The organism is Shewanella hafniensis (genome assembly GCF_019655335.1).
GTDB classification, from domain to species: Bacteria; Pseudomonadota; Gammaproteobacteria; order Enterobacterales; family Shewanellaceae; genus Shewanella; species Shewanella hafniensis.
Genome location: NZ_BPFD01000005.1, coordinates 33170 through 59262, shown reverse-complemented (window position 1 = coordinate 59262; position 26093 = coordinate 33170). Strand labels below are relative to the sequence as shown.

Here is a 26093-nt window from a genome sequence, read left to right as displayed (position 1 = left end):
GTGGTTTAAAATGGCTTTGAGCGCTGATTGCTCAAAGCCATTTTTTTGAGGAATATTCTTGCTGATAGAACTCTTTATTGATTGAAATCTTTATCGACTCTGCTGTTGTTAACAATGCAGATTACAAATGAAGGATTTAATCTTCATCTTGTTCCATCTCAAGTTGCATCAGTAGCATATCTTCACCATCGAGTACGCGGGTGCGATAGCTTTGACACGCAGGGCAGACGATGGTGCGCTCACTCAGTACGGATTCGCTCTGGCAGTCTTGGCAAAGTATCACTAGCGGCTGAATTTGCATATTGAGTAGGGCTTCTTTGCAAATCCCATCGAGCTTAAACGTATCGAAGGCCGTTTGTAGCAGGCTAGGTTCAACCCCGCTCATGACGCCTAGTTTGATATCCACTCGGGTGATTTTATCGGCATGATTAGCCTGCGCGTGCTGCTCGCATTGCTCAATCAAGGCACTCACAATAGAATATTCGTGCATCAGCAAATCCTTGGCAGCAGTTCACCTTGGGGAAGATCGAGATAACGCTTGGTATTCCAAGGCGTTCTTAGCACGACTTTCCCCACGAGTTCATCACTCACAGTGCCGATTATCGCTGCATGCTCACAGTGGCCAAAGCGTTGCATGATTTCGAGCGCACCTAAGGCGATGTCGTTGGGGACGGCGAGGATGAAAGTGCCTTCGTTGGCAAGATCCATGGCTTCGAAACCATAGAGTTCGCACAGACCTTTGACTTCATCGCTAACGGGAATACTGGCCTCATTCACTGTGATACCAACATTGGAGGCAATAGCCCATTCGTTCAGTACTGCCGATAAGCCGCCGCGAGTCGCATCTCGCATCGCATGAATGGGAATATTGGCGGCAATCAATTGCTCGACTATCGGCCAGAGCGTGGCGCAGTCACTTTGTAATGCTGATTCGAGCGTGAGTCCTTCACGCGCCATTAAAATCGCTGCGCCGTGGCAACCAATATCACGGGAAACAATAATGGCATCGCCCACTGCAATGTTTGCCGCTGAGATATTCGGACGCAAGATGCGACCAATGCCTGAGGTATTAATAAATAAACCATCGGCGCAGCCCTTGGGTACGACTTTAGTGTCGCCGCAGACAATCCGTGCACCACTTTGTTTGAGCTCTTTTGCCATGCTGCGGACAATCCTCGTTAAGTCCTTGATAGAAAAGCCTTCTTCGATAATCACGCTACAACTCAAATATTGAGGCTCTGCGCCCATCATAGCGAGATCGTTGACTGTGCCTGCGATGGCGAGTTTGCCGATATCGCCGCCGGCAAAAAATAAAGGTGAGACGGTGAAAGAGTCAGTAGTAAAAGCGTTGGCACCGTGCAAATCGAGTTTTGCGGCGTCTTCTTCGCTGCGAAGGATTGGGTTATCAAACTCGACAAAAAACAGATCGCGGATCAGTTTATTCATTTCTTTGCCGCCACCGCCGTGGCTGAGTTGAATGGATTTATCTTTTAACGTATCAACCATGATGTGGTTCCTTGATATCGATACCTTGATAGCGGTAGTAGGCATTGCAAGCACCTTCGGAGCTGACCATGCAGCTGCCTAGTGGCGTTTCGGGATTGCAGCCGCGGCCAAAAACTTTACAGTCCTTTGGTTTAGCCAGTCCGCGAAGAATATCGCCGCACTGGCAGGCTTTGTGATCGTCAATTTCCTTCACGGGTAGGCGATCTTTAAAGTGCAGTTCGGCGTCCCTGTGGGCATATTCGGGTTTAAGCTGCAGCGCTGAATTGGGGATAGGGCCAAGGCCACGCCAGCGAAATTGCGCTCTGACATTAAAAAATTGATTCACTTTGGCCTGCGCCGTGAGGTTGCCGTCTTCCGATACCGCGCGGCTGTATTGGATATCGAGCTCCGCTTTGCCTGCGGCTTTTTGGCGCACAATTCGTAAAATAGACTCCATCACATCGACGGGTTCAAATCCTGCGACGACCACGGGCGTACCATAGTTTTCGACTGTGCTGCGATAGATTTTGGCGCCGCTGATCACGCTCACATGGGCGGGGCCAATAAAGGCATTCACTCTGACTTTCGGGTCGTGCATCACGGCATCAATCGCGGGTGGCACTAATACATGATTAATATGGAGTAACAGATTTTCGAGTTTCTCTTGTTCGGCCAGCTGCAATAAAATCGCTGTCATTGGGGTTGAGGTTTCAAAGCCGATGGCAAAGAACACTACGGTTTTATCGGGATTGTCGCGGGCAATTTTGAGCGTATCTAAGGGATCGTAAATTGGGCGAATATCGCAGCCTTTCGCCCTAAAACTTGCTAAGGAACCCTTAGAACCGGGCACACGGATCATATCGCCCAGGGTCACAAGAATAACATTTTCTTGGGAGGCCAGCGCCGCCGCTTGGTCAATGCGCTCTTTCGGCATAATGCACACTGGACAACCTGGACCATGGATAAACTCAATATTATCAGGCAGTAAGTCTAGCAAGCCGTATTTCATAATCGTATGAGTATGGCCGCCACAGACTTCCATTATATTGATTGGTTGCTTAACCAATTTAGCGGTTAACTCAATTTCCCGCGCTAAATTGGCAATCGTTTGGGGATCGCGAAAGCTTTGATAGAGGTGTTTTAGTTCAAGCATGCTCTTTCCTCGGTGCACTCGATAGGGTGCGTGCCTTGCTACTCAATCTTGCATTGTTGATGATCAGTGTATGGCTTCGTTTTCGAGTTTAGTGACGATTTCTTGGTATAGGTCAATGCTTTGCTGCGCATCTTCCTTATCGATTTTGTTCATCACAAAGCCAATATGGATCAGCACATAGTCGCCAATCTCCAGCGGTTCATTCATCAAATGACTGCTGACATCGCGGCGCACGCCTAAGGTGTCGACTGTGACGCTCTGGCGCTCAACATCGACCGCCACCACTTGGGAAGGTATGGACAAGCACATTATTGTGCACCTCGAATGTTGTCTTTAAGCCAAGCGGCCACAGCCTGCATGGAGTCGCCGTCTTTAATTGAGACTTCAATGATTTGAGTTGTTGGATTGAGTTTTTTAAGCTGCGCTTTGGCTTCGTCTAGCTTGAAATCAAAATAGGGCAGTAGATCGCACTTAGTGATAAACACAACATCGGCCCGGCGGAACATCACGGGATATTTCTCAATCTTATCATCGCCTTCAGGCACTGATAGCAGCACGATATTTTTGTGTGTACCTACGTCATAACTGGCTGGGCAGACAAGATTACCGACGTTTTCAACGAAACAAATATCCAGCCCTTCAAGTGGCAGATGATGCAGTGCACCGTGCACCATAAAGGCGTCGAGGTGACAGGCACTGCCCGTTTGAATTTGATAGGCTGTAATACCTTTAGCGAGGAGGCGGTCTGCATCGCGTGAGGTTTCTAAGTCGCCCTCGATCACCGCATAGTTGAGCTGCGTGTATTCTTTGAGATTTTCTAATAGGGTGGTTTTGCCACTGCCAGGGCTACTCATGATGTTGAAGGCCGTGATGTTATGTGTCTCAAAGTGGGCGCGGTTATGTCCAGCTTCGATATCATTTTTATCTAAAATTTTGTGGATGACTGATAAGGTTTTTTTATCGTTTAACTGAGGATTGGTGTGTAACTCTTGATGGCTATGCTCATGAGTATGTGAATGGTCATGGCTATGCTCATGGCTATGCTCATGGCTATGGGCATGCGCGCCTAGATGATCATGGTCGTGGCGGGTAAGGGAGCAGCCGCAGTCTTTACACATTTTACCTCTCCTTGTATCGGCAGAGTACGAGGACTTTGCCTGACAAATAATGATTGATGTACGAATCGTTAATTTGGTTACGCTAATGTTGAGTGTGATACAAATTGCGCTGCAGATCTTTGATGTTCGTCAGGTTTATGGGGATAAAAAATGACCGCGCGAACATCAAGGGTTATCAAATCAGTAAGGTTAATGATTCTGATGAATGCCATACCAAAGTTGACCTAGGGCGATGCCGCCATCATTGATGGGGATCTGTTTACTGGATAACACTTGATTGCCTTGGGCGCTGAGCTTGCTGAGGCAGTATTCCAAGAGGTATTTATTTTGAAATACGCCGCCGCAGAGCACGGTTGGAAGGTGTTTGTACTGGGCGGAATAGTCGCAGATAGCATCGCCTAATGTATGTAAAAAGGCGCGGGCGATGGCATCTCTTCTGTTGTCTTTTAGCGGTTTTTCAGTCATTAATTCAACAATCTGCTTGAATATCTCACTGCTGCGCCACTGGTCGATGTTAATAGGTAAGTTAAGCGACATGGCTTCAAGGGCTAATGCATCGGCGCGATTGGCCGCGGCTTCTATTGCCATGCCAGCTTGACCTTCAAACAGTGTGGTTTCGATTAAGCCTAAGGCGCAGGCGAGGGCATCGAACAAGCGTCCGACCGATGAGCTTTTAAGTGCGCTGCCGTTCTGCCAGATCTTATATAAATTAGTTAAGGTATTTGAGCTCATACTGCAGATAATGGGCAAGTTCAGCGCGAGCACGGCATCGAGGCTCATCTGCTCGAACAATAATGCCAGTAACAACCGCACAGGTTGCTTAATGGCTTGTTCGCCGCCCAGCAGGGCTATAGGCTCAAAGTGCGCCAGTCGTTTGGCTTTATCGAGCGTCGTTAATAGCACTTCGCCGCCCCATAAACTGCCATCGTCGCCAAGCCCGGTACCGTCAAAACTAAAGCCCAATACGGGATCTCGATATTGATTAACCGCCATTACGCTGAGCACATGGGCATGGTGATGTTGCACAGTTAAACATTGGCTTTGGCTGATATCGCTAAGTTTTACACTCGAGTGTGAGTGCATTTCAGCCCAGCGTGACGGGGCATAATCTGGGTGTTTATCGCGAATAATGAGATTTGGCGTAAAGTGATACAACCGAGCAAAAGTGGCTAAGGTGCGCTCAAAATATTGCTCGGCGCTGACACTGAACAGGTCACCAATATGGGGACTTAAAAACACATTATTACCAAAGCCTAAGGCGATGGCATTTTTTTGCTGTGCGCCCACGGCCAAAATCGATTGGGTTAACGGTATCTCTAAGGGGAAACTTAACGGCGCATAACCACGGGCGAGTCGCAGCGCTTGCACCTCTGCAGGCGAATCCACGTTGGGCTGAATGACTTGCACTACACTATCATCACAGCCGTTAATAATCGGCCGATTATGATCGACTATTGCATCCACTACATGGCTTAAGTGGTGAATAAGCTCGTCACAATCTGTGATGATAGGCTCACCTGACAGATTCGCGCTGGTCGCGACTAATGGCCCTTTGAAGAGCCCTAACAGTAAATGATGTAGCGGTGTGTAGGGCAAAAATACCCCGAGTTTATTCAGATTGGGGGCGACAGCTAAGCTGAGATCATGATCGCTTCGGCTACTCATCAGCACTATGGGCCGCTCCTGCGAACTCAATACTCGCCACTCGGCATCCGTCCCTGTGACATAGTGCTGCGCCATGGTGATATCCGCCATCATCACAGCTAGCGGCTTGGCTTGGCGCTGTTTTCGCAGCCTGAGTGCGTTGACGGCATTGTCACTTCGGGCATCACAGATTAAGTGAAATCCGCCCAATCCTTTAATTGCCAGAATCTGCCCTTGGCGTAATCTGTCTGCCGCAGCTTGAAGTACCGCAAGGTCCGTACCCAATTCAGGTGCGCTGACATTTGAGGCATTGGGAAGGATGCATTCCCCTTGGGGCGTTTTTAAACTGAGTCTGGGGCCGCAAACGGGGCAACTGACTGGCTGGGCATGATAGCGGCGGTCGAGTGGGTTTTGATATGCTTTGGCGCACTCGGGGCACATGTCAAAATCGGCCATAGCAGTGTTGTGTCTATCATAGGGTAAGGCATTGATAATTGTATATCTTGGGCCACAATTTGTGCAGTTGGTAAAGGCATAGCCAAAGTGGCGATCATCAGGATTATGCATGTCGTTCAAGCAATCTTGGCAGGTACTTTTATCCGCCGATACTGCCACCTGTGCACCCATTGGTGAACTTGGATCATCGTCCTCATGGCTGTCGCTTTTTATAATTTCAAATGTGGTTTCGCTTAGCAAAATCGGCAGCGGTGTTTTGGTGATATTGTCGATACGGGCCAGTGGCGGCGGGGTGGTATTGAGCGTTGTGATAAATTGCGTGAGGTTTTCATCCGTGCCTTGCAGCTCAATGGTCACGCCCTTGGCATTGTTGAGCACAGTGCCCGTCAGTTGAAATTCAAGGGCATAACGATAGACAAAGGGGCGAAATCCCACCCCTTGCACTATGCCAGTGACGTGTAGCTGACAACGCTTTAGCGCGGCGCCTTTGTGGACAAGGTATTCCAATGCCAGCCTGCGCTTTATCTGCAGATCACTGTGCTTTTTGTGGCGACTATTATGTCTATGTGGCTGCATGCGTTGTGACTTAACTTTTGGCCTCCTAATCATGGGCATTGAGTTGGCGCTGCTTAACGTAAAGTGCGCCAACGGCTAAGTTATCGCCGTCTAAATCTAGACTACGATTGACCACTAAGGGAAAGTTTTTGCCTAAGCGTAAACTGATGCGTTTACACAGAGTTTCATTCGTTAACTCATTACCCGCTAAGGCAACATTGTGTACGCCGATATTTAAATCGATATGTTCTAACCAGTTAGAAAGATAATCTGCCAGCGAGTCTTGCATCGCAAAGGCAAGCTGACTCGGGTCGTTATTCCCTGCGATACGAAAACTCAAGACTGTGCCTAAGGTTTTACACCAATTCAGGCTGCGGTGGGCTTCACCTTTGGTCAGGGGATAATCGATACGCGGGGCATTGGCACCGTGGTAACGCATGGCAGCGGCCATCAGTGCATCGCTGAGCCTTGCTTGATTTTGCGTTTCATCTTGGGGATTGAGGCCAATTAAAATGGCGGCAATGGCCCACAGGCTTTGCAAGTTGTCCCGTCTGCCGTGAAGCTTTAGGCTCAGGAGTTTTAAATAATCGTCGGGGAACAGGCTTTTAAACTTCTGTGCCACGGCTTTTTGTGGGCTGCAGTCCAGTTGATGGAAGATTTCGTAACCGTTATCGGGCAGCTCGGGCAGTGCAAAGAAGAGTTCGGTGTCGCCCTTATTATCGCAGGTGACAATTTGACTGGCGTGGGTATGGCTTAAGTAAATGACCGCGGCATTTTTTGCCTGTCTGTGGCTGGTAAATTTTCCCTTGAGTAAGGCACTGAATAACGCTGCGTCCGCGATGGTATGATTTTCGGTATCGCCGTGTTGCGTGCCAGCATGCTCAATTTCACCATTAGCGACACCTGTATTATCGGCACCTGCGTTAGCGGCAAAGGTGTTAGCTGCATGAGCCGCTTCACTCGATTGAGCTAATACCGCTACACTCAGTTCGCCTTGATGGGAGCGTGACCGTTTCGCCGCTTGCCATTGGGCATGATAACCGTGAAGACTGACTTTTTCCCTTAAGGGTTCTGGAGCGATAAAGTGCTTGGTTTGAACCTGCGTTGAGCCTAAATCGTTACTGGCAATTTGTGCCCAAGCGCCATCGACCCATGCCAGTTTGGGTCTATTATGCGGCCCTTTAATGTAAACCCAATCGACCCCTTTTTGCCGCAATACTTCCCCGAGCACTAAAATCACCCGGCTGTAGGCAAAACAAATGTCGTACAGTGGCGCACTGAGTTTATCGTGTTCTTGCGTGGGTCTGGCGCAGATAAGCGGCTTTTCAATACTCGAAAGCGCGAGCACCTGCGCATCATTCAGGCAAAAATGGGCGTTCAACGTATTGGGATTACAAATTAACAGTTGTGGCCGCTCGCTTAAGGGCTGAGCAAACGGTGTCAGGCTGATTTGCAGATCATCGGCGGCCGCTAATGTCAGTGGGCCTTGTGTCAGCAGCCACTGTGCCAAGGCTTTTATATCTGACAAGGTTAAGGCTTTTTGTGCTGGCGTTAATTGTGTTTCGCCCTTGCAGCAAGGACAAATTAAATCGAGTGTGCCAAACTTCGCCGACTGATTATCGCCAATCAACGGATAACAATGCTGGCAAAAAGGCACTATGGCAGGGCTCGATCCAGACTGTGGAAAGGGCAGTAAGGTTTTGCCGCCTTGGGGCTCGTCGATGGCTTTAATGCTGGAGTCAATTAACCAAGCGGAAATCAAAAAGTCCGCGGCAATGGCATCGGCCAGTTGCTCGAGTTGAGTCTGCTCGCCCTGGGCTTCAATAAAGTAACTGTGCTGACCAAAGTCATGTTGGCCATCACAGCCTATGCTGATATTTAGCTCACTGTAATTTAGATATTGATTACATAAATGCGCGTACAAAGGCACCTGACGTGAGCAGGTAAAATCGAATCTGATGTTTTTCATCTTCTATATGCTTTCACTAGTAGTAACGCCGCGTTTATAAGAGTCAGGGATCAGCGAGTCGATACTGTGCTCGGCAACACGCGTTGCAGTGAACCCAAGGGAGGCTAAGTGGGATAACAAAGTTGATTCCATTAACGGCACTGCTGCGGCGACTTTAGGAGTCAAGCCCAGCACCATAGGTTCGAGCACGGTTGGGGTGACGCCCAGCACAAAGGTCTTAGGTCTGTCGCCAACCATTTCCATCATATTGAGGGTTTGCAGCATTTCGACTTCATGGGCGCTGCCTTGCCAGTCGATTTCCTTCGGAGCCTTATCAAAATCGAAGAAGTAGACTTCGCCCGCTTCTACGCCATTGGCATTGACAGTATCGACCACGATTAAATAATCATATTGGCAAATAATGGGAATGAGTCCCTGGGCCAAGGTGCCGCCATCGAGCAGCTTCAGCTGGTGAGACTCATGGGTAAACTGATAATTATCAGCGATGTAATTGACAAAATGTACGCCGATGCCTTCATCGGCGTACAGGACATTGCCAATACCGAGTAGCAATATCTTCATTGGACTCCTAGTGGTGTGAGTCTGGCTTTGGGTAGTCATAGCCAGAGACAATCGAGTCAACTGAGTTATGTTTGAAGCGTATCCCTGACCAAACCGCCATATAGACGTGGATAACCACAAAGATAACAAATGCCCAAGTTAAGTAATGATGCCAAATCCTAACCTGTGCTAGCCCACCCATTTGTGCCGTGATCCAAGCGGCGCTGCCCCAAAGCATCCCACCTAAACCTTGGTGATACACATTGGCGTACAACACCAGACCCGTTATACATATCACAAGAGCGACCAGTGAGATTGCTACATAAGTCACAAATTGCAGCGGTCCATAGACACCCGCTTTATGTAAGTGCCCCATCCATAAGTAAGATTTCAGCTGAGTGATCCAACTTTTTACACTCATCACATCGCGAAATGAGCGCCGCTCGATGTCGCTTCGGCTGAAAAAATACAGGTAGAAGCGCACTAAAGTGATTGCGGTTAGTACAAAACCGCAAATCAGATGAGCGAAGCGGATCCAGCCTTGTACGAGCACATCCGTACTTTCAGGCGCCACAAGAAACGGCCAAGCAATATAGAATCCGGTGATCACTAGCACAAGAATTGACAGTGCCCTGAGCCAGTGAAAAATCCGTATTGCCGGACTAAAAACCAGTGTCCGAATGCGGGTTGCAGAATGGTTCATTTTGCGTTCCCTCCCTCGATTATTGACCATTGGGGCTGACACGGAACTCGCTCAATGCTTGGCCTTTGAAATCCATCACGTGTACAGAACACGCCATGCAAGGGTCAAATGAGTGAATAATACGTATCACCTCAAGGGGCTTAGTAGGATCTTCCAGTTTCAAGCCAATTAAAGAGGCTTCATAGGGACCCATTTTACCGTTGGCATCCACAGGTCCTGCGTTCCAGGTAGTTGGTACCACGGCTTGATAGTTCTCAATCACCCCATTTTTAATGCGGATCCAGTGGCTTAACATGCCGCGTGGCGCTTCGATCATGGCGTGGCCGACATACTCTTTGCTTGGGTCTATATCCGGCTTCACATAGGTTGCTTCATCGGACTGAATATTCGTCAGCAGCGCATCGAAGGTTCTTAACCCTTCCTGGGCGACGATAACTGTCTGTAGCATCCGCGCTGCGGTGCGACCTAAAGTGGTAAATAGGGCGGCAACGGGTAAGCCAGTACGAGCGAGCAGGGCATTAACCGAATCCACGACTACTTTGTTACCGCGGGCATAACTCACCAATAGGCAGGCGAGTGGACCCACTTCAACAGGTTCACCTTGATAACGGGGGGATTTCACCCAAGAGTATTTGCCATCACCATCCAGCGTTGGCAGCTTGCCGTAGACGGTATCGCGTTCAACAAAACCAGTGTAATTAGGAATCGTTGTACCGTCATAGGGATGCTGCGGCGCATCGGCGCTATACCAAGCATGGCTAACGTCTTCGGCAATCAGATCTGGGTTTACATCGCTGACACCGGCAAGGTCGCCGTTCATGATCACGCCTTGATTGAACATGTATTCGCCATTGGCTAACACAAAGTCATCGGTCGCCATGAAGTTTTTCACATTCACGCCGCCTAGCACGCTTGGCTCAGTACCAAAGGCTTCGGCCGCCATCACGATATCCGCTTGATAAGCACGCAGGATAAAGTCAGTCACGGTCGCATGTTTTTGCTTCCATTCCTGCAGGCGAGCAGGGCTTAACATGTCACGCACCGACGTCACACCACCAACAACAACGGATTGTGGATGGGGTGATTTACCACCAAAGATGGCCAGCATTTCCGCCGCAACACGTTGTACTTCAAGCGCTTTAAGATAGTGAGATAGCGCGATAAGGTTTTGCTCTGGCGTAAACTTATAGGTGCCATTGCCCCAATAAGCGTTGGCGAAGGGGCCTAATTTACCGGTTTCGACAAAGCCTTTGACTCTTTCTTGCACGGCTCTTAAATCACCTTCACCCGCCGCTATGGGATGGTCTGTGTATTGCAGGGCAACTTGTGCCGCTTTAGCAGGATCGGCGCTCAGTGCAGACACCACATCAACCCAATCAAGACCGTGTAGATGGTAGAAATGCACAATATGGTCATGCATGTATAAAGAGGTTTGCATCAATGAACGTAAGTATCTCGCGTTCAACGGAATTTGAATTCCCAGAGCGTTCTCAACCGCTTCAGTGCCGCAGCGGTAGTGGGAATAGGTACAGACACCACAGATACGTTGCACAATAAGGCCAACATCCATAGGTGTGCGGCCCTTGAGGATGACTTCAATACCGCGCCAGAGTGTGGAGGATGACCAAGCCTTGCTGATGACGTTATTTTCATCAACTTCAACTTCGATACGTAAGTGACCCTCGATACGTGTGATAGGGTCGATAACAACGCGCTTGCTCATGGGTTATTCCTCCAGCGGTTTGGCAAAAATACTGGCAACGGCATGGGCTCCAATGCCCACCACAGTCGCGCCTAAAATCACCGCACCAATAGTATCTGCGGTCGCATCCAATCCATGGAGGAGTTGACGGCCAAGGGGTTTTTCAAAGTCGGCCATGTCATCCCAGAAGTTAGGTTCTGAGCAGCCCATACAACCGTGTCCAGCAAGTACTGGCCAGCTGGTGTGATGGTTAAAGCGCTCGGTTGGGCAGTTGTTATAGGTGTATGGACCTTTACAACCGACTTTATACAGGCAGTAGCCTTCTTTCGCGCCGTGATCGCCAAATTCTTCAACGAATTCACCGGCATCAAAGCGGCCGCGACGTTCACAGTTATCGTGTACCCGTGCGCCGTAAGCCCATTTAGGTCTGTTAAACATATCCAGTGCAGGTAATTTGCCGAACATGATGAAGTACATCAAAGTGCCGACTATGTTCTTTTCGCTCGGTGGGCAACCGCCTAAGTTAATCACGGGTTTACTGACCACTTCATGCACGCCTTTCGCCCCCGTTGGGTTTGGATAGGCGGCTTGCACCCCACCAAATGCCGCACAAGTGCCGACAGAGATAATCGCGGCGGCGCCATCTGCTGCATGTTTGATGATTTCTAATCCTGTGTGACCTTTACAGCCCACAGTTAAGAAACTGCCGTTATTGGCGGTCGGAATTGCCCCTTCAACGGCCAGTAAATAGCGGCCCTTGTAGGTTTCGAGTGCATTTTCGAGGTTTTCTTCGGCTTGCCAACCCGCAGCAGCCATTAAGGTTTCGTGATATTCCAAGGAGATATGATCAAAAATCAGCGAATCTAGATTGGGGGTATCGGTACGAATTAAGGATTCTGAGCAGCCAGTACATTCGGCCATGTGTAACCAGATTAAGGGTACACGGTCGGCTAATTCGGCAGCTTCGGCTACTAAGTTACTAAAGGGGAGAGGTAATGCGAGCATGCTCGTCACCATGGCACTCCACTTCATAAAATCACGGCGACTAATACCGTGTTGTTGCATTTTTTCAATCAGCGATTGTTGTTGACGGGGAGCGAATTGGCGCAGTGCATCTAAGCGCGCCTTTCCCTGTTCATATAGGGCTGCATGTGTGTCCATGGGTCAACCTTTTTTGTTATTTAAATGTAAATTGGTAAGGGTTTACATAATTGACAGGGTCAGTTTAGGCCGTTGGAGTGTAAAGATTCTTGATGTATATCAAGAATTTTCAAGAGATGTGACCGAACTGATTTTGACATTTAATTAACATGACGCAGATCTAATTTCACTTTTCCTAATAGGACAAAATGTCTCACATTTATCATTTTGGATGAAATCGGTCACTTAATCGGCGCTCGTCTGATTAAAGTTGCGCTGTTGAAAATGCCGACCTTAAGTGGGGGAGTCTGTGCATACGGCTTAATTGGACTTATATCAGCTTGTTTAAGAAAACCTTAAGATTCAGTTAATAGATTCGAATGTAATCGTTAATGCGGAATATGCTATGAAGAAAATATGGTTGTTACTCAGTTTAATGGCCGCTGGCGTACAAGCCGCGCCGTCGTTGGATCACCAAGTGTTTAACGCGCAAAACCAAGCTGTTTCTCTGAGTGAGTTTAAAGGTAAAGTCGTCTATGTCGATTTTTGGGCCTCTTGGTGTGGGCCTTGCCGTAAATCTTTTCCTTGGATGAATGAGATCCAAACAAAGTATCAAGATCAAGGTTTGGCCGTCGTGGCAATCAACCTAGATACAGATAACGAGTTAGCCCAAGAATTCTTAAAACAAGTCCCCGCCAATTTTTCAGTGCGGTTCAATCCCGAAGGAGATGTGGCGCGCAGTTTCGATTTGCTCGGTATGCCGAGCAGTTTCATGTTCAATCGCCAAGGTCAGCTAGTGCAGCATCATGTTGGTTTTTATGCCGATAAAGCCGCTGAATACGAGCAAGAACTCGTCAATTTACTGAAGGAGTAATTTATGCTTAAACCCGCATTAGTCGCAGTTACACTCATTATAGGTTTGAGTGGTTGTTCAAATTTAGGGGTGCAGCCATGGGAGAAAGGCCAGTTGGCCCGCAGCGATATGGCGCTCGACAGTGAAAAGCTCGATCTGGCGCTCGATGATCATATTTATTTTAGTAAAGAAGGCAGTAGCGGTGGCCGTGCCTTTGCTGGTGGTGGATGTGGCTGTAACTAAACTCTCCGTTGGTGTTAGTTGCCCTTAGATGTAACGCACAAATGTAACGCGCAGATGTGCTTAAATCACGGGCGAAATCCCGCGGTATTGAATAGATAAAAGTGACCTACAGGTGTTGTCAGCTATGACCCAAAAAAACAATCAAATAAATGCAAGACAATCGAAACAGATTGCGGGTGCGTTAGCCTTAGCCAGTTGTGGGCTGTTTGCCACCAGTGGCCACGCGACTGAATTATCTAAAAAAGCTGACGACTGGAAGGTCGATGCTGCGCTAATGTATTACGGTGAGCAGGATAGAGTGCAGGCCGTTGAAGCCATAGGTACAGCGCAAAAAGCCTTTGGCGATGATAGCGTGCTGGATCTCAAATTGGTGGTCGATAGCTTAACCGGTGCCTCGGCTTCGGGCGCTGTGGCCCAAAGTAGCAGCCAAACCTTTACTCGTCCTTCGGGCAATGGCCAATACAGTGTGGCAGCGGGCGATACACCGCTCGATGACACGTTTCACGATACTCGCGTACAAGCCAATGTCGGTTGGAGTGAAGTGCTAACACCAGATTGGAAACTCAATGTTGGCGCATATGGCTCGAAAGAGTTTGATTATATGTCAATGGGGCTCAATGCCAGTATTGAACGCGGCTTCAATAAAGACAATACGACGTTATTTTTAGGCACAGCTTACAGCTTCGATGTGGTCGATCCTGTCGGTGGACGTCCGGTAGATTTATCCTCAATGGCGGTTCGCGATAACTTCGCCAGTGAAGAAGCCTACCGCAGCGCATTTGATGCGACTCGTCAAAGTGGCAGCGATAACAAGCAAACCGCCGATGTGATGCTAGGCATCACCCAAGTACTGAGCCAGCGCTGGTTGTTGCAGGCCAATTATGGTTTATCGAGTGTGAATGGCTATTTAACCGATCCCTATAAAGTACTCAGTGTGGTGGATAACAATGGCATCACTCAGGATCTCTTGTATGAAAGCCGCCCCGATTCTCGCTTGAAGCATAGCTTCTATGTGATGACTAAAGGCGCGTTGGATGCGGGCGTGGTGGATTTTTCCTATCGTTATAATACTGATGATTGGGATCTCAAGTCGCACACCTTAGAAACCCATTACCGTTATTACTTTACGGGCAATTTTTACGGTCAATTGCATCTACGTTATTACCAGCAAACGGCGGCTAACTTCTATCAACCTTTCTTGATGGCGGATACGCCATTGCCAGAGTTTGCCAGTGCCGATTATCGTATCGGTGATATGTCGGCTTATACGATAGGAATTAAATTTGGTCATCGATTATCGGGCGGTCATGAGATGTCGTATCGCTTAGAATATTACCAACAGGATCCGAAAAATAACGGTACGACTATTCCTGGAGAGCTGCAAAACTTTGATCTGTTCCCGACGCAGAAGGCGATAACAGCACAGTTTAGTTATTCTTTTTAATACGAAATAATGCTACTGACTCAGATAGCAAGGCGTTAAACTGTATGGGTAGCTTAGCTACCCATACTTAATTTTTCCCTGAGCTTATTTAAGCTGAATCCCAGTGGGGTGCCATGTAAAGAGGTGATTTATGATGTCGACATCATCCCTAAAAACCGCACTTTATTCGCTGCAACGCCGTGATTGGGGTTATCTGGGCGAATTTAGGGCCATGGCGAGTCCCTGTGAAATTCTCATCGCATGCGATCAACTCGATATTGCCGATGATATGTTGGATATGGCTGTCACTGAGGCGCTGCGTATCGAGCATAAGTACAGTCGCTTTATTGCGCAGAATTGTCTGTGGCAATTAAATCATGCCAATGGTCATAAGCAGCTTATCGATGAAGAAACCTGGCAGTTGCTGGCTTTTGCTAAACAATGTTTTCAGCTCAGTGATGGACTCTTTGATATCTCCGCAGGGCCGTTAATGGAGCTGTGGCGTTTTGATCCCAAAGCCCAGTTGCCCGAACATGCCCGCATTCTTGCCGCGAAAGCCTTAGTGGGGTTTGAACGTATCGAGTTTGATTCGCGCCATATTGAGATGCCAACGGGCATGAAATTGGATTTTGGCGGCGTTGCTAAGGAATATGCAGTTGATAGAGTCGCCTATGAGTTGGCTGAATGTTATCCAGATATTCCTGTGCTAGTGAATTTTGGTGGCGATATCGCCTGTCCTGTACCCAAAGTGAACCCATGGCAGGTGGGCATTGAAGATCCACAACACCTCGATCACGCGGCTAATGTACTGGCGATCAGTCAGGGTGCATTAGCGACTAGCGGTGATACCCGGCGGTTTTTTGAAGTCGATGGAAAGCGTTACGGCCATATTGTCGATCCCCGCACTGGCTATCCCGTCGTCCAGGCGCCACGCTCAGTGACTGTGTTAGGGCCAAATTGCGTGACCGCAGGAATGCTGGCGACTATGGCCATGTTACAGGGCCAAGGTGCGGAAGATTTTTTACAGCAACAAGATGTTAAGTTTAGTATTTTCCGTTAAGGGTTCTTTTATGAGGCCCTGTTAAGGACATTGAATGCGTATTATGTTGGTTGAAGACAATGAGTTATTAGCCCAAGGGATTTGCTTAAGTTTGGCAAAGCTGGGCATGCAGGTTGATCACCTTGATAGTTATCAGCAAGCATTACAGGGCGTTAAAAATGAAAGCTTCAGTGCCATAGTGCTCGATCTGGGTTTACCCGACGGTAACGGTAAAGATTTACTCAAGGCGTGGCGTCAGCAGGGGGTGTCAATTCCTACAATAGTGCTGACCGCCAATACGGATTTTGACACTAAGCTCGAATGCTTAGACATGGGCGCCGATGATTATCTCGGTAAACCTTTTGATGTGCGTGAATTGGCCGCGCGTATTCGTGCCATCGTCAGACGCCAGTATGGGCTCGATCACAACAGTTTGATTATTGGTGCGCTGTGTATAGATTTAAATACCCGCGAAGTGACCTTTCGCGATCAAAATGTGCTGCTTTCACGGCGTGAATTCCAGTTATTGCTTGAACTCGCACAATCAGCGGGTCGTGTATTGACGCGCAGCCAACTGGAACAGTTAACCTATGGTTGGGATGAAGTCGGCAGCAATTCGATTGAAGTGCACATCCATCACCTACGTAAAAAACTCGCTAATGAGTTGATTAAAACCGTGCGCGGGATTGGCTATACCTTGATTGAAATTAATTAGTTCGCTGAATTAAGTGACAATACCCACGTTTGTGGGTACTGATACCTCAGTTATTCGCTGAGGATTAAACGTTAGGAAACTGAAGTGATTCGATTAAAGGGGCTGGATGTGTATTCACTGCGCTTGGTACTGACATTATTGATTTTGTCAGGTATTTCAGTGTCCGTTGCTGTTTCTAGCTGGTTGAGTACTCGGGATTCTAAGCATCAAATAGAAGAACTCTTTGATGCGCAAATGCTACAAACCGCAAAAATGCTGGAGCTGTTTTATCACACTGAGCCGGGGGCGATGCCCCAGAGTATTGCAAGGCCGCAAGTGCTCCACGTTCCCGATAGCCAGATCAGTTCCTTTGCCGAAAAAGCCGATGCCCTGAAACTCGCCTATGAGCATAAATTGGCGTTTCAGATTTGGAGTGAGGCGGGCGAAGCCTTAGTGCTGTCGGACAATATTGGCCATCAACCTATCACCCGATTCGTGCAGGGTTATCATAAGAAAGTGTTCGAGGGTGAACTCTGGCATGTGTTTAGTTTTTTCTCGGTCAAAAATCATGTTTGGATTGTCACCGCCCAGCAGGATGAAGTTCGCCAAGAGCTGGTATCACAAATCATGCACAACGCGGTAATCGTGCCCTTGATTGTGGTGCCTTTAACACTTCTTATTGTTAGCTTATTGTTTTATATGTTGTTCCGGCCATTAAAAACCTTCGAAAGGGAGTTGATTGGGCGGGCGCCGAACGATCTCACGCCGTTGACTATGCCGTTACCGAAAGAGCTCGTACCCGTTCGCCGTGCATTAAATTTATATATCAATAGCATAGCTAGATTTATTGCCCGTGAACGCCGTTTTAGCGCCGATGCCGCCCATGAACTGAAAACACCCTTATCTGTGATTAAATTACATCAACACGGTTTAGAGAGCCTGATTGACGATGATCCACAGCAGAAATTTCATCTAGCCGCGATTGATGCCGGCGTGGTGCACATGAGTCACACCGTTGAACAGTTACTTGTGTTAGCGAGGGTGGATTCGATTAATGAGCTCAATGTGTCATCCCACGCTATCTTGCCTATGGTTGAAGATGCACTTAATCAACTGATGCCACAAATCACAGATTATGAATGGAATATCGATATCGCGCCCCAATTGACCGTGACCTGCGATCGTTTTTATCTGCTGCTGGTGCTAAAAAATATTATTGAAAATGCCTGCAAATACAGCCCGCAGGAATCAGAGATTTCAGTGTCGGCTCATTCATTGGGCGATGCGATTAGTATCTGTATTGCGGACCGCGGGCAAGGCATGACAGAGGAGCAGATTGCTAATGCCACAGAGCGTTTTTATCGTGTGAATGAAAATGAAGGCATAGGTGCCGGTTTAGGTTTATCTATCTGCCATCACATCATTGAATTGCACCAAGGCCGTTTAATGATAGCGCCAAGGGAGCAGGGCGGATTATCTGTGACGCTCTTTCTGCCACAATAGTTCAGAAGTTAACATCTTAAAATAGATCCGCAGTTTAAGTGACATCACCTCAGCGGTTTTGATACATTTGCGTGAGCGTAATGGTGAGTTTGTCAGCTATCTTAGAAAAATCCTTTGGTTTACCAACAGATGGGTTCGCTAATTGCGATTTTTCATCTAAGATGATCAACACTAAGTTGAGACTTTTAAAATTTTATTTTACTTTCAAAAATGTAACATTTGGATCACTTAACCTGCTTTTGTAACTGTGAAAGCAGAAATAAGCATGATAATGTTATTTTTATATTCCTTTTGAGTATAAACTTATTCTCAAATAGTATTGTGTAGAAGGGGTTAACTGCATCTTTATTTATGAGTTTTTTTCTCCTTCTGATATCTTTCGCGATATGTAAGCAACTGTTTTTTTTCGCCCCTAAGTGAAGGTGAAAAAAATTCACTGTATACATAAAAAACATTGATTTCTTAGTTTATTTTTTAGGTTACCTATCTATGGTTAGCTTGTTGCGTTGCCCATCGTCCAAACCTTATTCGTCACTCATTTGTTCACTGACGCTAGGCGCTGTTGTCGCCCTGTCTGGTGTCGCGTACGCTGAAGAGACAAAACCCGCCGAGACAGTTCCTGTGGTAACTCCGCCGAAAGTGATTTCTCAGCCCGCTACAAAAAATCAAGTGAGATTCACTAAAACAGGCGCTTTCGATAGCGATACTGTGGTGAAGATTGCAAAACGTTTGGCAGCGAAACCGTATGTGGCCCTTAAAGACCCGTTACCCGCTGGCCTGGCTAAACTTTCATACGATGAATATCGTGATATTCGTTTTAACCCGACTGCGTCCATTTGGCGTGATCAGGGCGTGCCTTTTCAAATGCAAATGTTCCACCGTGGCTTCTATTTCCAAGATTTGATCGAAATTGCGATTGTGGAAGGTCAGAACGCAACGCACTTAGCCTATGAGCCTAAGTATTTCACTGCGGGTGAAGTGATTACCCAAGCGTTACCCAATGACGACATTGGTTATTCAGGTTTTCGCATTCATAACCAGCTGAATACCAACGGTGTGTTTGACGAACTTATGGTGTTCCAAGGTGCGAGTTATTTCCGTGCTTTAGGTAAAGGTAACGCCTATGGTTTATCTTCACGTGGTTTAGCGTTAAAAACTGCCGATGCCGAAGGGGAAGAATTCCCAATATTTCGCGCCTTCTGGGTTGAACGTCCATACAATGACAGCAACCTGATTGTCGTGCATGCCTTGCTAGATAGCCCAAGTGTGGCGGGTGCTTATACTTTCTCTGTCCGTCCTGGTGATAACACTTTGATTGACGTTGAAGCGACGTTGTTTCCGCGAGTTGAGCTGAGCAAAGTGGGTTTAGCCCCAAGCACAAGCATGTTCCTGCATTCACTCAATGGTCGTCATGATACCGATGACTTTAGACCTGAAGTGCATGATTCTGACGGTTTATTGATGTTAAACGGCCGTGGTGAGCATTTATGGCGTCCATTGGCTAACCCACGTCAATTACAGGTCAGTGCGTTTTCTGACAACTCACCACAGGGTTTTGGTTTGATCCAACGCGAGCGTGATTATGCGTCTTACCAAGATTTAGAAGCACATTATGAACGTCGTCCAAGCCTGTGGATTGAGCCTGTGGGTAACTGGGGCCAAGGTTCTGTGGTGTTGACTGAAATTCCGACAGAGTCTGAAATTCATGACAACATCGTCAGCTACTGGAAACCTCGTCAGCCTATTCCTGCGGGCAGTGAATTCCACTTTGCCTACCGCATGAGCTGGGGTGAAGAACCCGCGGCTAAAGTCGGTGCTGTGCATGTGTCTCGCTCTGCCAGTGGCCGTGCCGATATTGCTAAAGCAACACCAAGACGTTTATTTGTGGTCGACTATCAAATTGAAGGTCCGATGACAGATGAAATGCCAGTTGCTAAAGTAGAAGCGTCTGGTGGTGTGGTTACCAATGTGGTGATTGCCCGTAATGCAGCCAATAATGGCTATCGCTTAGCTTTTGAATTAGAGCCAGAAGATAAAGAACTTATCGAACTGCGCGCTGAACTCAAGTTCCCAACTCCTCGTCAGGTTGAAACCTGGCTCTATCGCTGGACGCTGTAAGGTTCATGACGGAGCAACATGATATGACTGTATCCGAAAACTCGGTACTCGAGACGGAAGTCCTCGTGGGTGGTAGTGCTATGCCAAATGAACGGCCTGGCGCTATGGAACCCCAAAATTTAAGTAAGATGCCAGAGGGATTCCCTCGCCGTAGTACAGTGGCGAATGGAGTACGTTCGCGTGCTTCACGCCGCTTCTTAGTGGTTGGCGGTGCTTTATTACTGTCTTTATTTGCTATTTATGAAATGGGTGCGGTATTTAGTATCGGTGGCATTACGCCGCTAGAATATCTCGTGTTGGCGTTATTTGCGGTCAACTTTTGTTGGATCGCCTTAGCGTTTTGTAGTGGTATTGCGGGTTTTTTAATTTTGCTGCGCAAACCGCGGGCAAAAGATCTGCAAGTGACTGAGCTGCATACGCGCACCGCGATTTTAATGCCGACCTACAACGAATCCCCTGATAGGGTATTCTCTGCGGTTTCTGTGATGGCAGAAACCTTGTCGCAAACGGGTCATGGTCATGCTTTTGATTGGTTTATCTTAAGTGATACCACAGATCCCGATATCGCCTTACTTGAAGAGCAGGCGTTTTTGGTGTTACGTCAGGAAACCCATAAACATTCGCGGGTCTATTACCGTCGTCGCCGTAAAAACGTCGCCCGTAAAGCGGGTAACGTGGCGGATTTCTGTCGTCGTTGGGGTTCGCGCTACGATCATTTATTAGTACTTGATGCTGACAGTTTGATGGAGTCTTCAACCATCACAGGTTTAGCCCAGCGTATGCAGGCCGACCCTGATGCGGGCTTAATTCAAACCATTCCTTCGTTGATTAACGGCACCACTTTAATGGCGCGTTTACAGCAATTTGCGGCGCGCATATATGGTCCTGTAATTGGTACTGGTTTAGGCTGGTGGGTACAAAAAGAAGGTAACTTCTGGGGCCACAACGCCATTATTCGTACCGAAGCTTTCATGACCGCGGCAGGATTACCCAACCTTAAGGGTAAGCCGCCTTTTGGTGGGCATATCATGAGCCATGACTTTGTTGAAGCGGCACTTATTCGCCGTGCAGGCTGGAGTGTGGTCATTGCCTATGACTTGCCCGGTTCATACGAAGAATGTCCACCATCAATTATCGACTTAGCCGTGCGTGATCGCCGCTGGTGCCAAGGTAACTTGCAGCATTCACGTATTTTGCCGACCAAAGGTCTGCACTGGGTGAGCCGTTTGCATTTACTGACGGGCATCATGGCCTATTTATCATCACCTTTCTGGTTGATGTTGATTTTGACCGGTTTGATGTTAGCCCTGCAGGCACACTTTATTCGACCTGAATATTTCACCGATCAATTTTCACTGTTCCCCACTTGGCCCATCATGGACTCGGATAGGGCATTGAGATTGTTCTACATTACTATGGGTGTCTTGTTCGGTCCTAAAATATTCGGCGTCTTGTTACTGCTTAAAGACGGCGAGTTTGCTCGCAGTGTGGGTGGCCGGATTAAAGCAATATTCAGTGTTATTTTTGAGGTCATACTCTCAGCGCTGATCGCACCTATCATGATGTTTATCCATTGTGGCGCGGTGATGTCTATTCTGATGGGCCGTGACAGTGGCTGGTCGCCGCAACGTCGTGATGACGGCAGTATGCCTTGGATGACGCTAATCTATCGTCACCGCTGGCATATGCTGGCGGGTGTGATGTTAGGTTATGCGGCGATTTTGGATTCTTTGACTTTGTTAGCTTGGATGAGTCCGGCTTTGATTGGACTCTGGATTGCCGTGCCTATTTCAGCTTGGACGGGTTCTGTTAAAATCGGCGAAGTGTTCAAGCGTGCGGGTATTCTTGCGACACCTGAAGAGCGTAATCCTGCAAAGATTTGCTTGCAAGCACAGGAAGCGCGTGCCGCTTACCAAGAACACATTGCTGAGCCTTGGACATTAGCACAGGTGCTTAAAGACCCTGAGTTGATGGAATTGCATTTGGCTATGGTAGATAAACAGCCTTTGCGCGCTGCGGGGACTCCGATTGAAGCGATGGAAGCGATAGTGCATGTGAAAGTGCATGAGGCTCGTTGCCAACAGAGCGCATTAGCTGTATTGAATCGCCAAGAAATGGCGATGGTATTAGCGAATCCTTTGATGTTACGTAGCTTGCAGAAATTACCCGAGCAGTTTGTTGAAGAAGATCTGGTGTCTTTTTGCTAACAAATATCAACACATAGCCAACCATCATTAGCGCAGCATTTGCTCATAAATGAAGTTGGTTATGATGATAATGAAAATGCCACTGACGACCTCAGTGGCATTTTTTCTTTTCATAATCTGCAGTTTTCCCCTAGTAATTAACTGATCCCCATGGAATAGTCGTATTACATGACTGACATGATCGCTGGTTTTCAGCTGACCTTAAATAGCGAAGGGAGTATTTATGGTATTGCACAAGATAATCCAGTATTTCCCCCGCTTTGTACGCGCATCGCACACTAAGCAAATACCCAAGAATTGCCGTTTTTGGCTGATAGTGCTGAGTGTTATTGCCTGGTTTCCTATTATGTTAACGACGTTGGCGATAGCCGCCGACGAGACTCAAGCCATTTCATCTGATCCCAGTATTAGCGTACAGCAAAGCATGCAGCATGTGCAGCCAAGTACAGAGGGTAAAGCGGCTGAGCCCGATGCAGTCTTGCCACTTACGGCACTCGTACAACAGGTGTTGTTGCTGGATCTTGCAGGCGTTAATCCTGTTTTTGGTCTGCATTATCGTGAATTAACGCTATCACCAAATACCTTATCAGCGGCTGATGTGGCGCGGGTTAAAGCTGATGTGACGGGCTACTGGCGTTATATCAAGACCTTTGCGCAATGTAATAACGGCGCACCTGTAGACACAGTATTAACCGTTATTCCAACGGATGCTCAATATCAGAGGGTGCTAAAACAAGTTGCCCATTTAGTGCAATTGGATGCGACTGAGCCTTGGGAAACCTTAGTGTTGGATGAAAAGTTAACGGCCGGAATGAGCCATCCACTCCTTGATATCATAGCTAAACGTTTGTGGCTTTTGGGTGATTTAGAAACAGAAGCAACAACGAACCTTGTCTATGGCGAAGAATTGGTGGTTGGTGTTAAACGTTTTCAACACAGGCATGGGTTAAAACAAGACGGGGTGATTGGTAAGCAGACCATGTATTGGCTGAATCAATCGCCAAAGGCTAGGGCTGTCTTACTGGCTAAAAATACCATTCGGCAACGAGTGTTTGAACGTAAGTTGGAGCCAAGCTACTTGCTGATTAACGTGCCTGCCTTTGAAATGACCTTAGTCGATAATGGCACCACAGTGCTTAATTCCAAAGTAATAGTGGGCAAGTCTTCACGGCAAACCCCGCTGCTGGATAGCCAGATTTCCAGCGTGGTCCTCAATCCCAGTTGGCGAGTGCCAAGCAGCATTTTACGCCGAGATATCCTGCCGCAAATTCGGCGCAATGGTCATTATCTTAATGAACGCCAATTTGATGTGTATGACTATAACGGTCAATTGGTGCAACACATGCCAGAAGAATGGCAGGCTTTAGCTAGCACTTCGTTTCCCTATCAGCTAGTGCAACGCCCAGGGGCAAAGAATGCATTAGGCAAATATAAGTTCCACTTTGATAACAGTTTTAGTGTTTATTTGCATGGCACTTCTGAGCCAAGTCTCTTTAATAAGGATGATAGGGCACTATCATCAGGCTGTATTCGGATTGAAAAAGTCACTGAATTAGCTCAATGGTTTAAGGAACATTTAGTCAAAGATAAGCGTTTATGGGACAGATTAGCCCCAGATGTAACGCAGCCCCAGTGGTTTTCACTTTCTCAAAAGCTGCCAGTGCATCTGGTGTATTGGACTGCGTGGCTAGATGACAGTGGGCAAGAGCAATACCGTAATGACATTTACCATTTAGAAGCTGAGTTGACGAATGCCGTGCCTGCCACGGTTTTAGATCTCAATTAAGATTTTGCACGATAAAGCAGAATTAAGATAACAAATTGAACTCGCAGAGCATTTTAAAATCGTGGGCAGAATAGGGTTGGCAAAACTTGATCTTAGGGCCTATTCAGTATAATTTGCTTGATTAGTGACCAAAAAGCATACAAAAGGTGATCATGTGACTTTGATATGTCCTGCCCGTAGGCAGTTATTGTTAGGCCTAAGTGGTGTGGCATTATGTTCTCTTATTCCCTCAAAAGCAGTAGCCAGTCGTTCAACCAAAGGGATCCGTGAGTTAAGTTTGTTTAATCGCCATACCGGTGAACGCGACGATGGCAGTTACTGGGTTGATGGTCATTATCAAAGTAAGGTATTAGACGATTTCAGCCATTTATTGCGCGATCACCGTCAGAATGTGGCAGCGCCCATGGATAAACGTTTATTCGATTTACTCTATTCACTTAAAACGACGTTGAATGTCGACGATGAAATCCATGTGATTTCTGGTTACCGTTCACCCAAAACCAATGCCATGCTAGCGAGCAACAGTGGCGGCGTGGCAAAAAAGAGTTATCACATGCGCGGTATGGCTATGGATATCGCGATCCCAAGCGTTAAGCTTAAAACCCTCAGAGACGCGGCTTTATCCCTAAAACTGGGAGGCGTGGGTTACTATCCTAGCTCTGGCTTTGTGCATGTCGATTGTGGGCCAGTACGACATTGGTAGCTTGAATGATTTGTTGTTGGACTCGTTGATAGAATCCTTGCTCTAGGGTTTGAGACTCTGTTAAGTAATGCCTCAGCAGCGGGATAAATTGCTGGTTAAGTTTGTTCATTTCTCTGTGTTGTTGCCAATCACAAATCAATAAACTTAAATGTTGTGAGAATTGATACTGTCTTTGTCTTTGTAATTCAATATCGACCGACTCAACAACCTGCATGAGTAATATTAAGCTGCGGTTTTTCTGTTGCGCACAAGCGAGCAATTCTAAGAATTTTAATTCGAGGGTATTTTGCTGGTAAGGAACGGTTTCGATAAGTGAGATAAGTTCACGGGCCAGTTGGCATGAAAGTCTGTTTTCTTGTTGTAACTGGTATAGTGCATGACGCATTTTTTGACACAGCAGTTATCGAAATTTGCCCGAGCTTATCAGGCTTCTTAATTTCCCAGTGTGATCTAGATCGCGTGTTTTTTGTTTGAGATCAAAGCCTTTTCTCAGCTGTAACAGTCAAGATACAAGTTCTTCAATTTGATAAATAGCTACCTTTTTTACTAACGCCGCGGCTTAAAAATTGGTGGGGTGTAGGATTCTTGTGTGCCTTGGGTATCTATGTTAGTATTCGCGCGCTTTATATGAGCCGTCATTGGTCGAAAATGTCGGCAACTTTTTACTCTAAATTTAAGTGAGAAACACATGTCTTACACTATCCAAGCACAAACCCGCACTGAAATAGGGAAAGGTTCGAGCCGCCGCCTACGCCATGCTGGTAAAGTTCCTGCTGTTATTTATGGCCAAGGCAAAGAGCCAGTTTCTATTGTTTTTGATCACAAAGATATCATCAACATTCAAGCTAACGCTGATTTCTACACTTCAACTCTGACTATCGTTGTTGATGGTAAAGAAGTGGGTGTACGCGCACAAGCTATGCAACGCCACGTGTTCAAGCCAATCATTGAACATGTTGACTTCGTTTACGCTTAATTGTCGTAACTGAAGCAAAAAAGCGCCTAAGGGCGCTTTTTTTGTGGCTGATTTTCACGCGACTGATTTTCATCTGATGGATC

The 26093-nt window shown here is 47.2% G+C and carries 23 protein-coding genes; 11 read left to right on the top strand and 12 right to left on the bottom strand.

Annotated elements, in window-relative coordinates; translation table 11 throughout:
* Positions 1 to 136: 136 nt before the first annotated feature.
* The 11 genes from hypA to hyaA form a co-directional block, all read right to left on the bottom strand.
* Positions 137 to 490 (bottom strand): hydrogenase maturation nickel metallochaperone HypA, encoded by a 354-nt coding sequence (hypA, locus tag K5Q99_RS02900; protein ID WP_220775993.1) that lies wholly within the window; start codon positions 488 to 490, stop codon positions 137 to 139.
* On the bottom strand, positions 490 to 1506 hold the full coding sequence (hypE, locus tag K5Q99_RS02895) for a hydrogenase expression/formation protein HypE (protein WP_220775992.1): 1017 nt from the start codon (positions 1504 to 1506) through the stop codon (positions 490 to 492). Before hypE ends, hypA begins: the two co-directional genes overlap by 1 nt.
* Positions 1499 to 2638 carry a hydrogenase formation protein HypD gene (hypD, locus tag K5Q99_RS02890; RefSeq protein ID WP_220775991.1) on the bottom strand — a complete coding sequence of 380 codons (1140 nt, stop codon included), beginning with the start codon at positions 2636 to 2638 and terminating at the stop codon, positions 1499 to 1501. The genes hypE and hypD overlap by 8 nt, the downstream gene beginning before the upstream one ends.
* Positions 2639 to 2701: 63 nt before the next feature.
* Entirely contained in the window at positions 2702 to 2947 is a 246-nt protein-coding gene (locus tag K5Q99_RS02885; protein ID WP_220775990.1) for a HypC/HybG/HupF family hydrogenase formation chaperone, read from the bottom strand.
* Entirely contained in the window at positions 2947 to 3756 is an 810-nt protein-coding gene (gene hypB / locus K5Q99_RS02880) for a hydrogenase nickel incorporation protein HypB (protein ID WP_220775989.1), read from the bottom strand. The genes K5Q99_RS02885 and hypB overlap by 1 nt, the downstream gene beginning before the upstream one ends.
* A gap of 189 nt (positions 3757 to 3945) precedes the next feature.
* Positions 3946 to 6363 (bottom strand): carbamoyltransferase HypF, encoded by a 2418-nt coding sequence (gene hypF / locus K5Q99_RS02875; RefSeq protein WP_220776020.1) that lies wholly within the window; start codon positions 6361 to 6363, stop codon positions 3946 to 3948.
* 94 nt (positions 6364 to 6457) lie between these two features.
* Entirely contained in the window at positions 6458 to 8380 is a 1923-nt protein-coding gene (locus K5Q99_RS02870; protein WP_220775988.1) for a NiFe hydrogenase, read from the bottom strand.
* 3 nt (positions 8381 to 8383) lie between these two features.
* Entirely contained in the window at positions 8384 to 8941 is a 558-nt protein-coding gene (locus tag K5Q99_RS02865; protein ID WP_106650338.1) for a HyaD/HybD family hydrogenase maturation endopeptidase, read from the bottom strand.
* Positions 8942 to 8948: 7 nt separating this feature from the next.
* The gene (cybH, locus tag K5Q99_RS02860) at positions 8949 to 9623 is read right to left on the bottom strand and encodes a Ni/Fe-hydrogenase, b-type cytochrome subunit (protein WP_220775987.1); all 675 of its coding nucleotides are present in this window, start codon (positions 9621 to 9623) and stop codon (positions 8949 to 8951) included.
* 19 nt (positions 9624 to 9642) lie between these two features.
* On the bottom strand, positions 9643 to 11346 hold the full coding sequence (gene hyaB / locus K5Q99_RS02855) for a nickel-dependent hydrogenase large subunit (protein ID WP_220775986.1): 1704 nt from the start codon (positions 11344 to 11346) through the stop codon (positions 9643 to 9645).
* Between the two features lie 3 nt (positions 11347 to 11349).
* Positions 11350 to 12486: a nickel-dependent hydrogenase small subunit gene (hyaA, locus tag K5Q99_RS02850; protein WP_106650341.1), complete on the bottom strand. Its 1137-nt coding sequence runs from the start codon at positions 12484 to 12486 to the stop codon at positions 11350 to 11352.
* A gap of 385 nt (positions 12487 to 12871) precedes the next feature.
* On the opposite strand from hyaA, the gene K5Q99_RS02845 reads away from it, so the two are divergent.
* The 10 genes from K5Q99_RS02845 (at position 12872) to mepK (ending at position 25034) form a co-directional block, all read left to right on the top strand.
* Positions 12872 to 13339, top strand: a complete 468-nt coding sequence (locus K5Q99_RS02845; protein WP_220775985.1) for a TlpA disulfide reductase family protein — start codon at positions 12872 to 12874, stop codon at positions 13337 to 13339.
* A gap of 3 nt (positions 13340 to 13342) precedes the next feature.
* Positions 13343 to 13561: a DUF4266 domain-containing protein gene (locus K5Q99_RS02840; protein ID WP_220775984.1), complete on the top strand. Its 219-nt coding sequence runs from the start codon at positions 13343 to 13345 to the stop codon at positions 13559 to 13561.
* Between the two features lie 124 nt (positions 13562 to 13685).
* On the top strand, positions 13686 to 15005 hold the full coding sequence (locus K5Q99_RS02835; RefSeq protein WP_220775983.1) for a DUF3570 domain-containing protein: 1320 nt from the start codon (positions 13686 to 13688) through the stop codon (positions 15003 to 15005).
* Between the two features lie 130 nt (positions 15006 to 15135).
* Positions 15136 to 16044, top strand: a complete 909-nt coding sequence (locus tag K5Q99_RS02830; RefSeq protein ID WP_220775982.1) for an FAD:protein FMN transferase — start codon at positions 15136 to 15138, stop codon at positions 16042 to 16044.
* A 34-nt stretch (positions 16045 to 16078) separates the two neighbouring features.
* Entirely contained in the window at positions 16079 to 16738 is a 660-nt protein-coding gene (locus K5Q99_RS02825; protein WP_106650346.1) for a response regulator transcription factor, read from the top strand.
* 84 nt (positions 16739 to 16822) lie between these two features.
* Positions 16823 to 18220 carry an ATP-binding protein gene (locus tag K5Q99_RS02820; protein WP_220775981.1) on the top strand — a complete coding sequence of 466 codons (1398 nt, stop codon included), beginning with the start codon at positions 16823 to 16825 and terminating at the stop codon, positions 18218 to 18220.
* A 489-nt stretch (positions 18221 to 18709) separates the two neighbouring features.
* Entirely contained in the window at positions 18710 to 20338 is a 1629-nt protein-coding gene (locus tag K5Q99_RS02815) for a glucan biosynthesis protein G (protein WP_220592799.1), read from the top strand.
* Between the two features lie 23 nt (positions 20339 to 20361).
* Positions 20362 to 22545: a glucans biosynthesis glucosyltransferase MdoH gene (gene mdoH / locus K5Q99_RS02810; protein ID WP_220592800.1), complete on the top strand. Its 2184-nt coding sequence runs from the start codon at positions 20362 to 20364 to the stop codon at positions 22543 to 22545.
* A 223-nt stretch (positions 22546 to 22768) separates the two neighbouring features.
* Positions 22769 to 24331, top strand: coding sequence for a L,D-transpeptidase family protein (locus K5Q99_RS02805; RefSeq protein WP_220775980.1), 1563 nt, complete (start codon positions 22769 to 22771; stop codon positions 24329 to 24331).
* A gap of 154 nt (positions 24332 to 24485) precedes the next feature.
* Complete coding sequence (gene mepK / locus K5Q99_RS02800) at positions 24486 to 25034, top strand: peptidoglycan L,D-endopeptidase MepK (protein ID WP_220592802.1); 549 nt, start codon at positions 24486 to 24488, stop codon at positions 25032 to 25034.
* Here the strand turns inward: mepK and K5Q99_RS02795 are convergent.
* Complete coding sequence (locus K5Q99_RS02795; protein WP_220775979.1) at positions 24985 to 25419, bottom strand: hypothetical protein; 435 nt, start codon at positions 25417 to 25419, stop codon at positions 24985 to 24987. The two genes, mepK and K5Q99_RS02795, sit on opposite strands and share 50 nt — an antisense overlap.
* A gap of 303 nt (positions 25420 to 25722) precedes the next feature.
* On the opposite strand from K5Q99_RS02795, the gene rplY reads away from it, so the two are divergent.
* Positions 25723 to 26010, top strand: a complete 288-nt coding sequence (gene rplY / locus K5Q99_RS02790; protein ID WP_028760163.1) for a 50S ribosomal protein L25 — start codon at positions 25723 to 25725, stop codon at positions 26008 to 26010.
* Positions 26011 to 26093 lie beyond the last annotated feature (83 nt).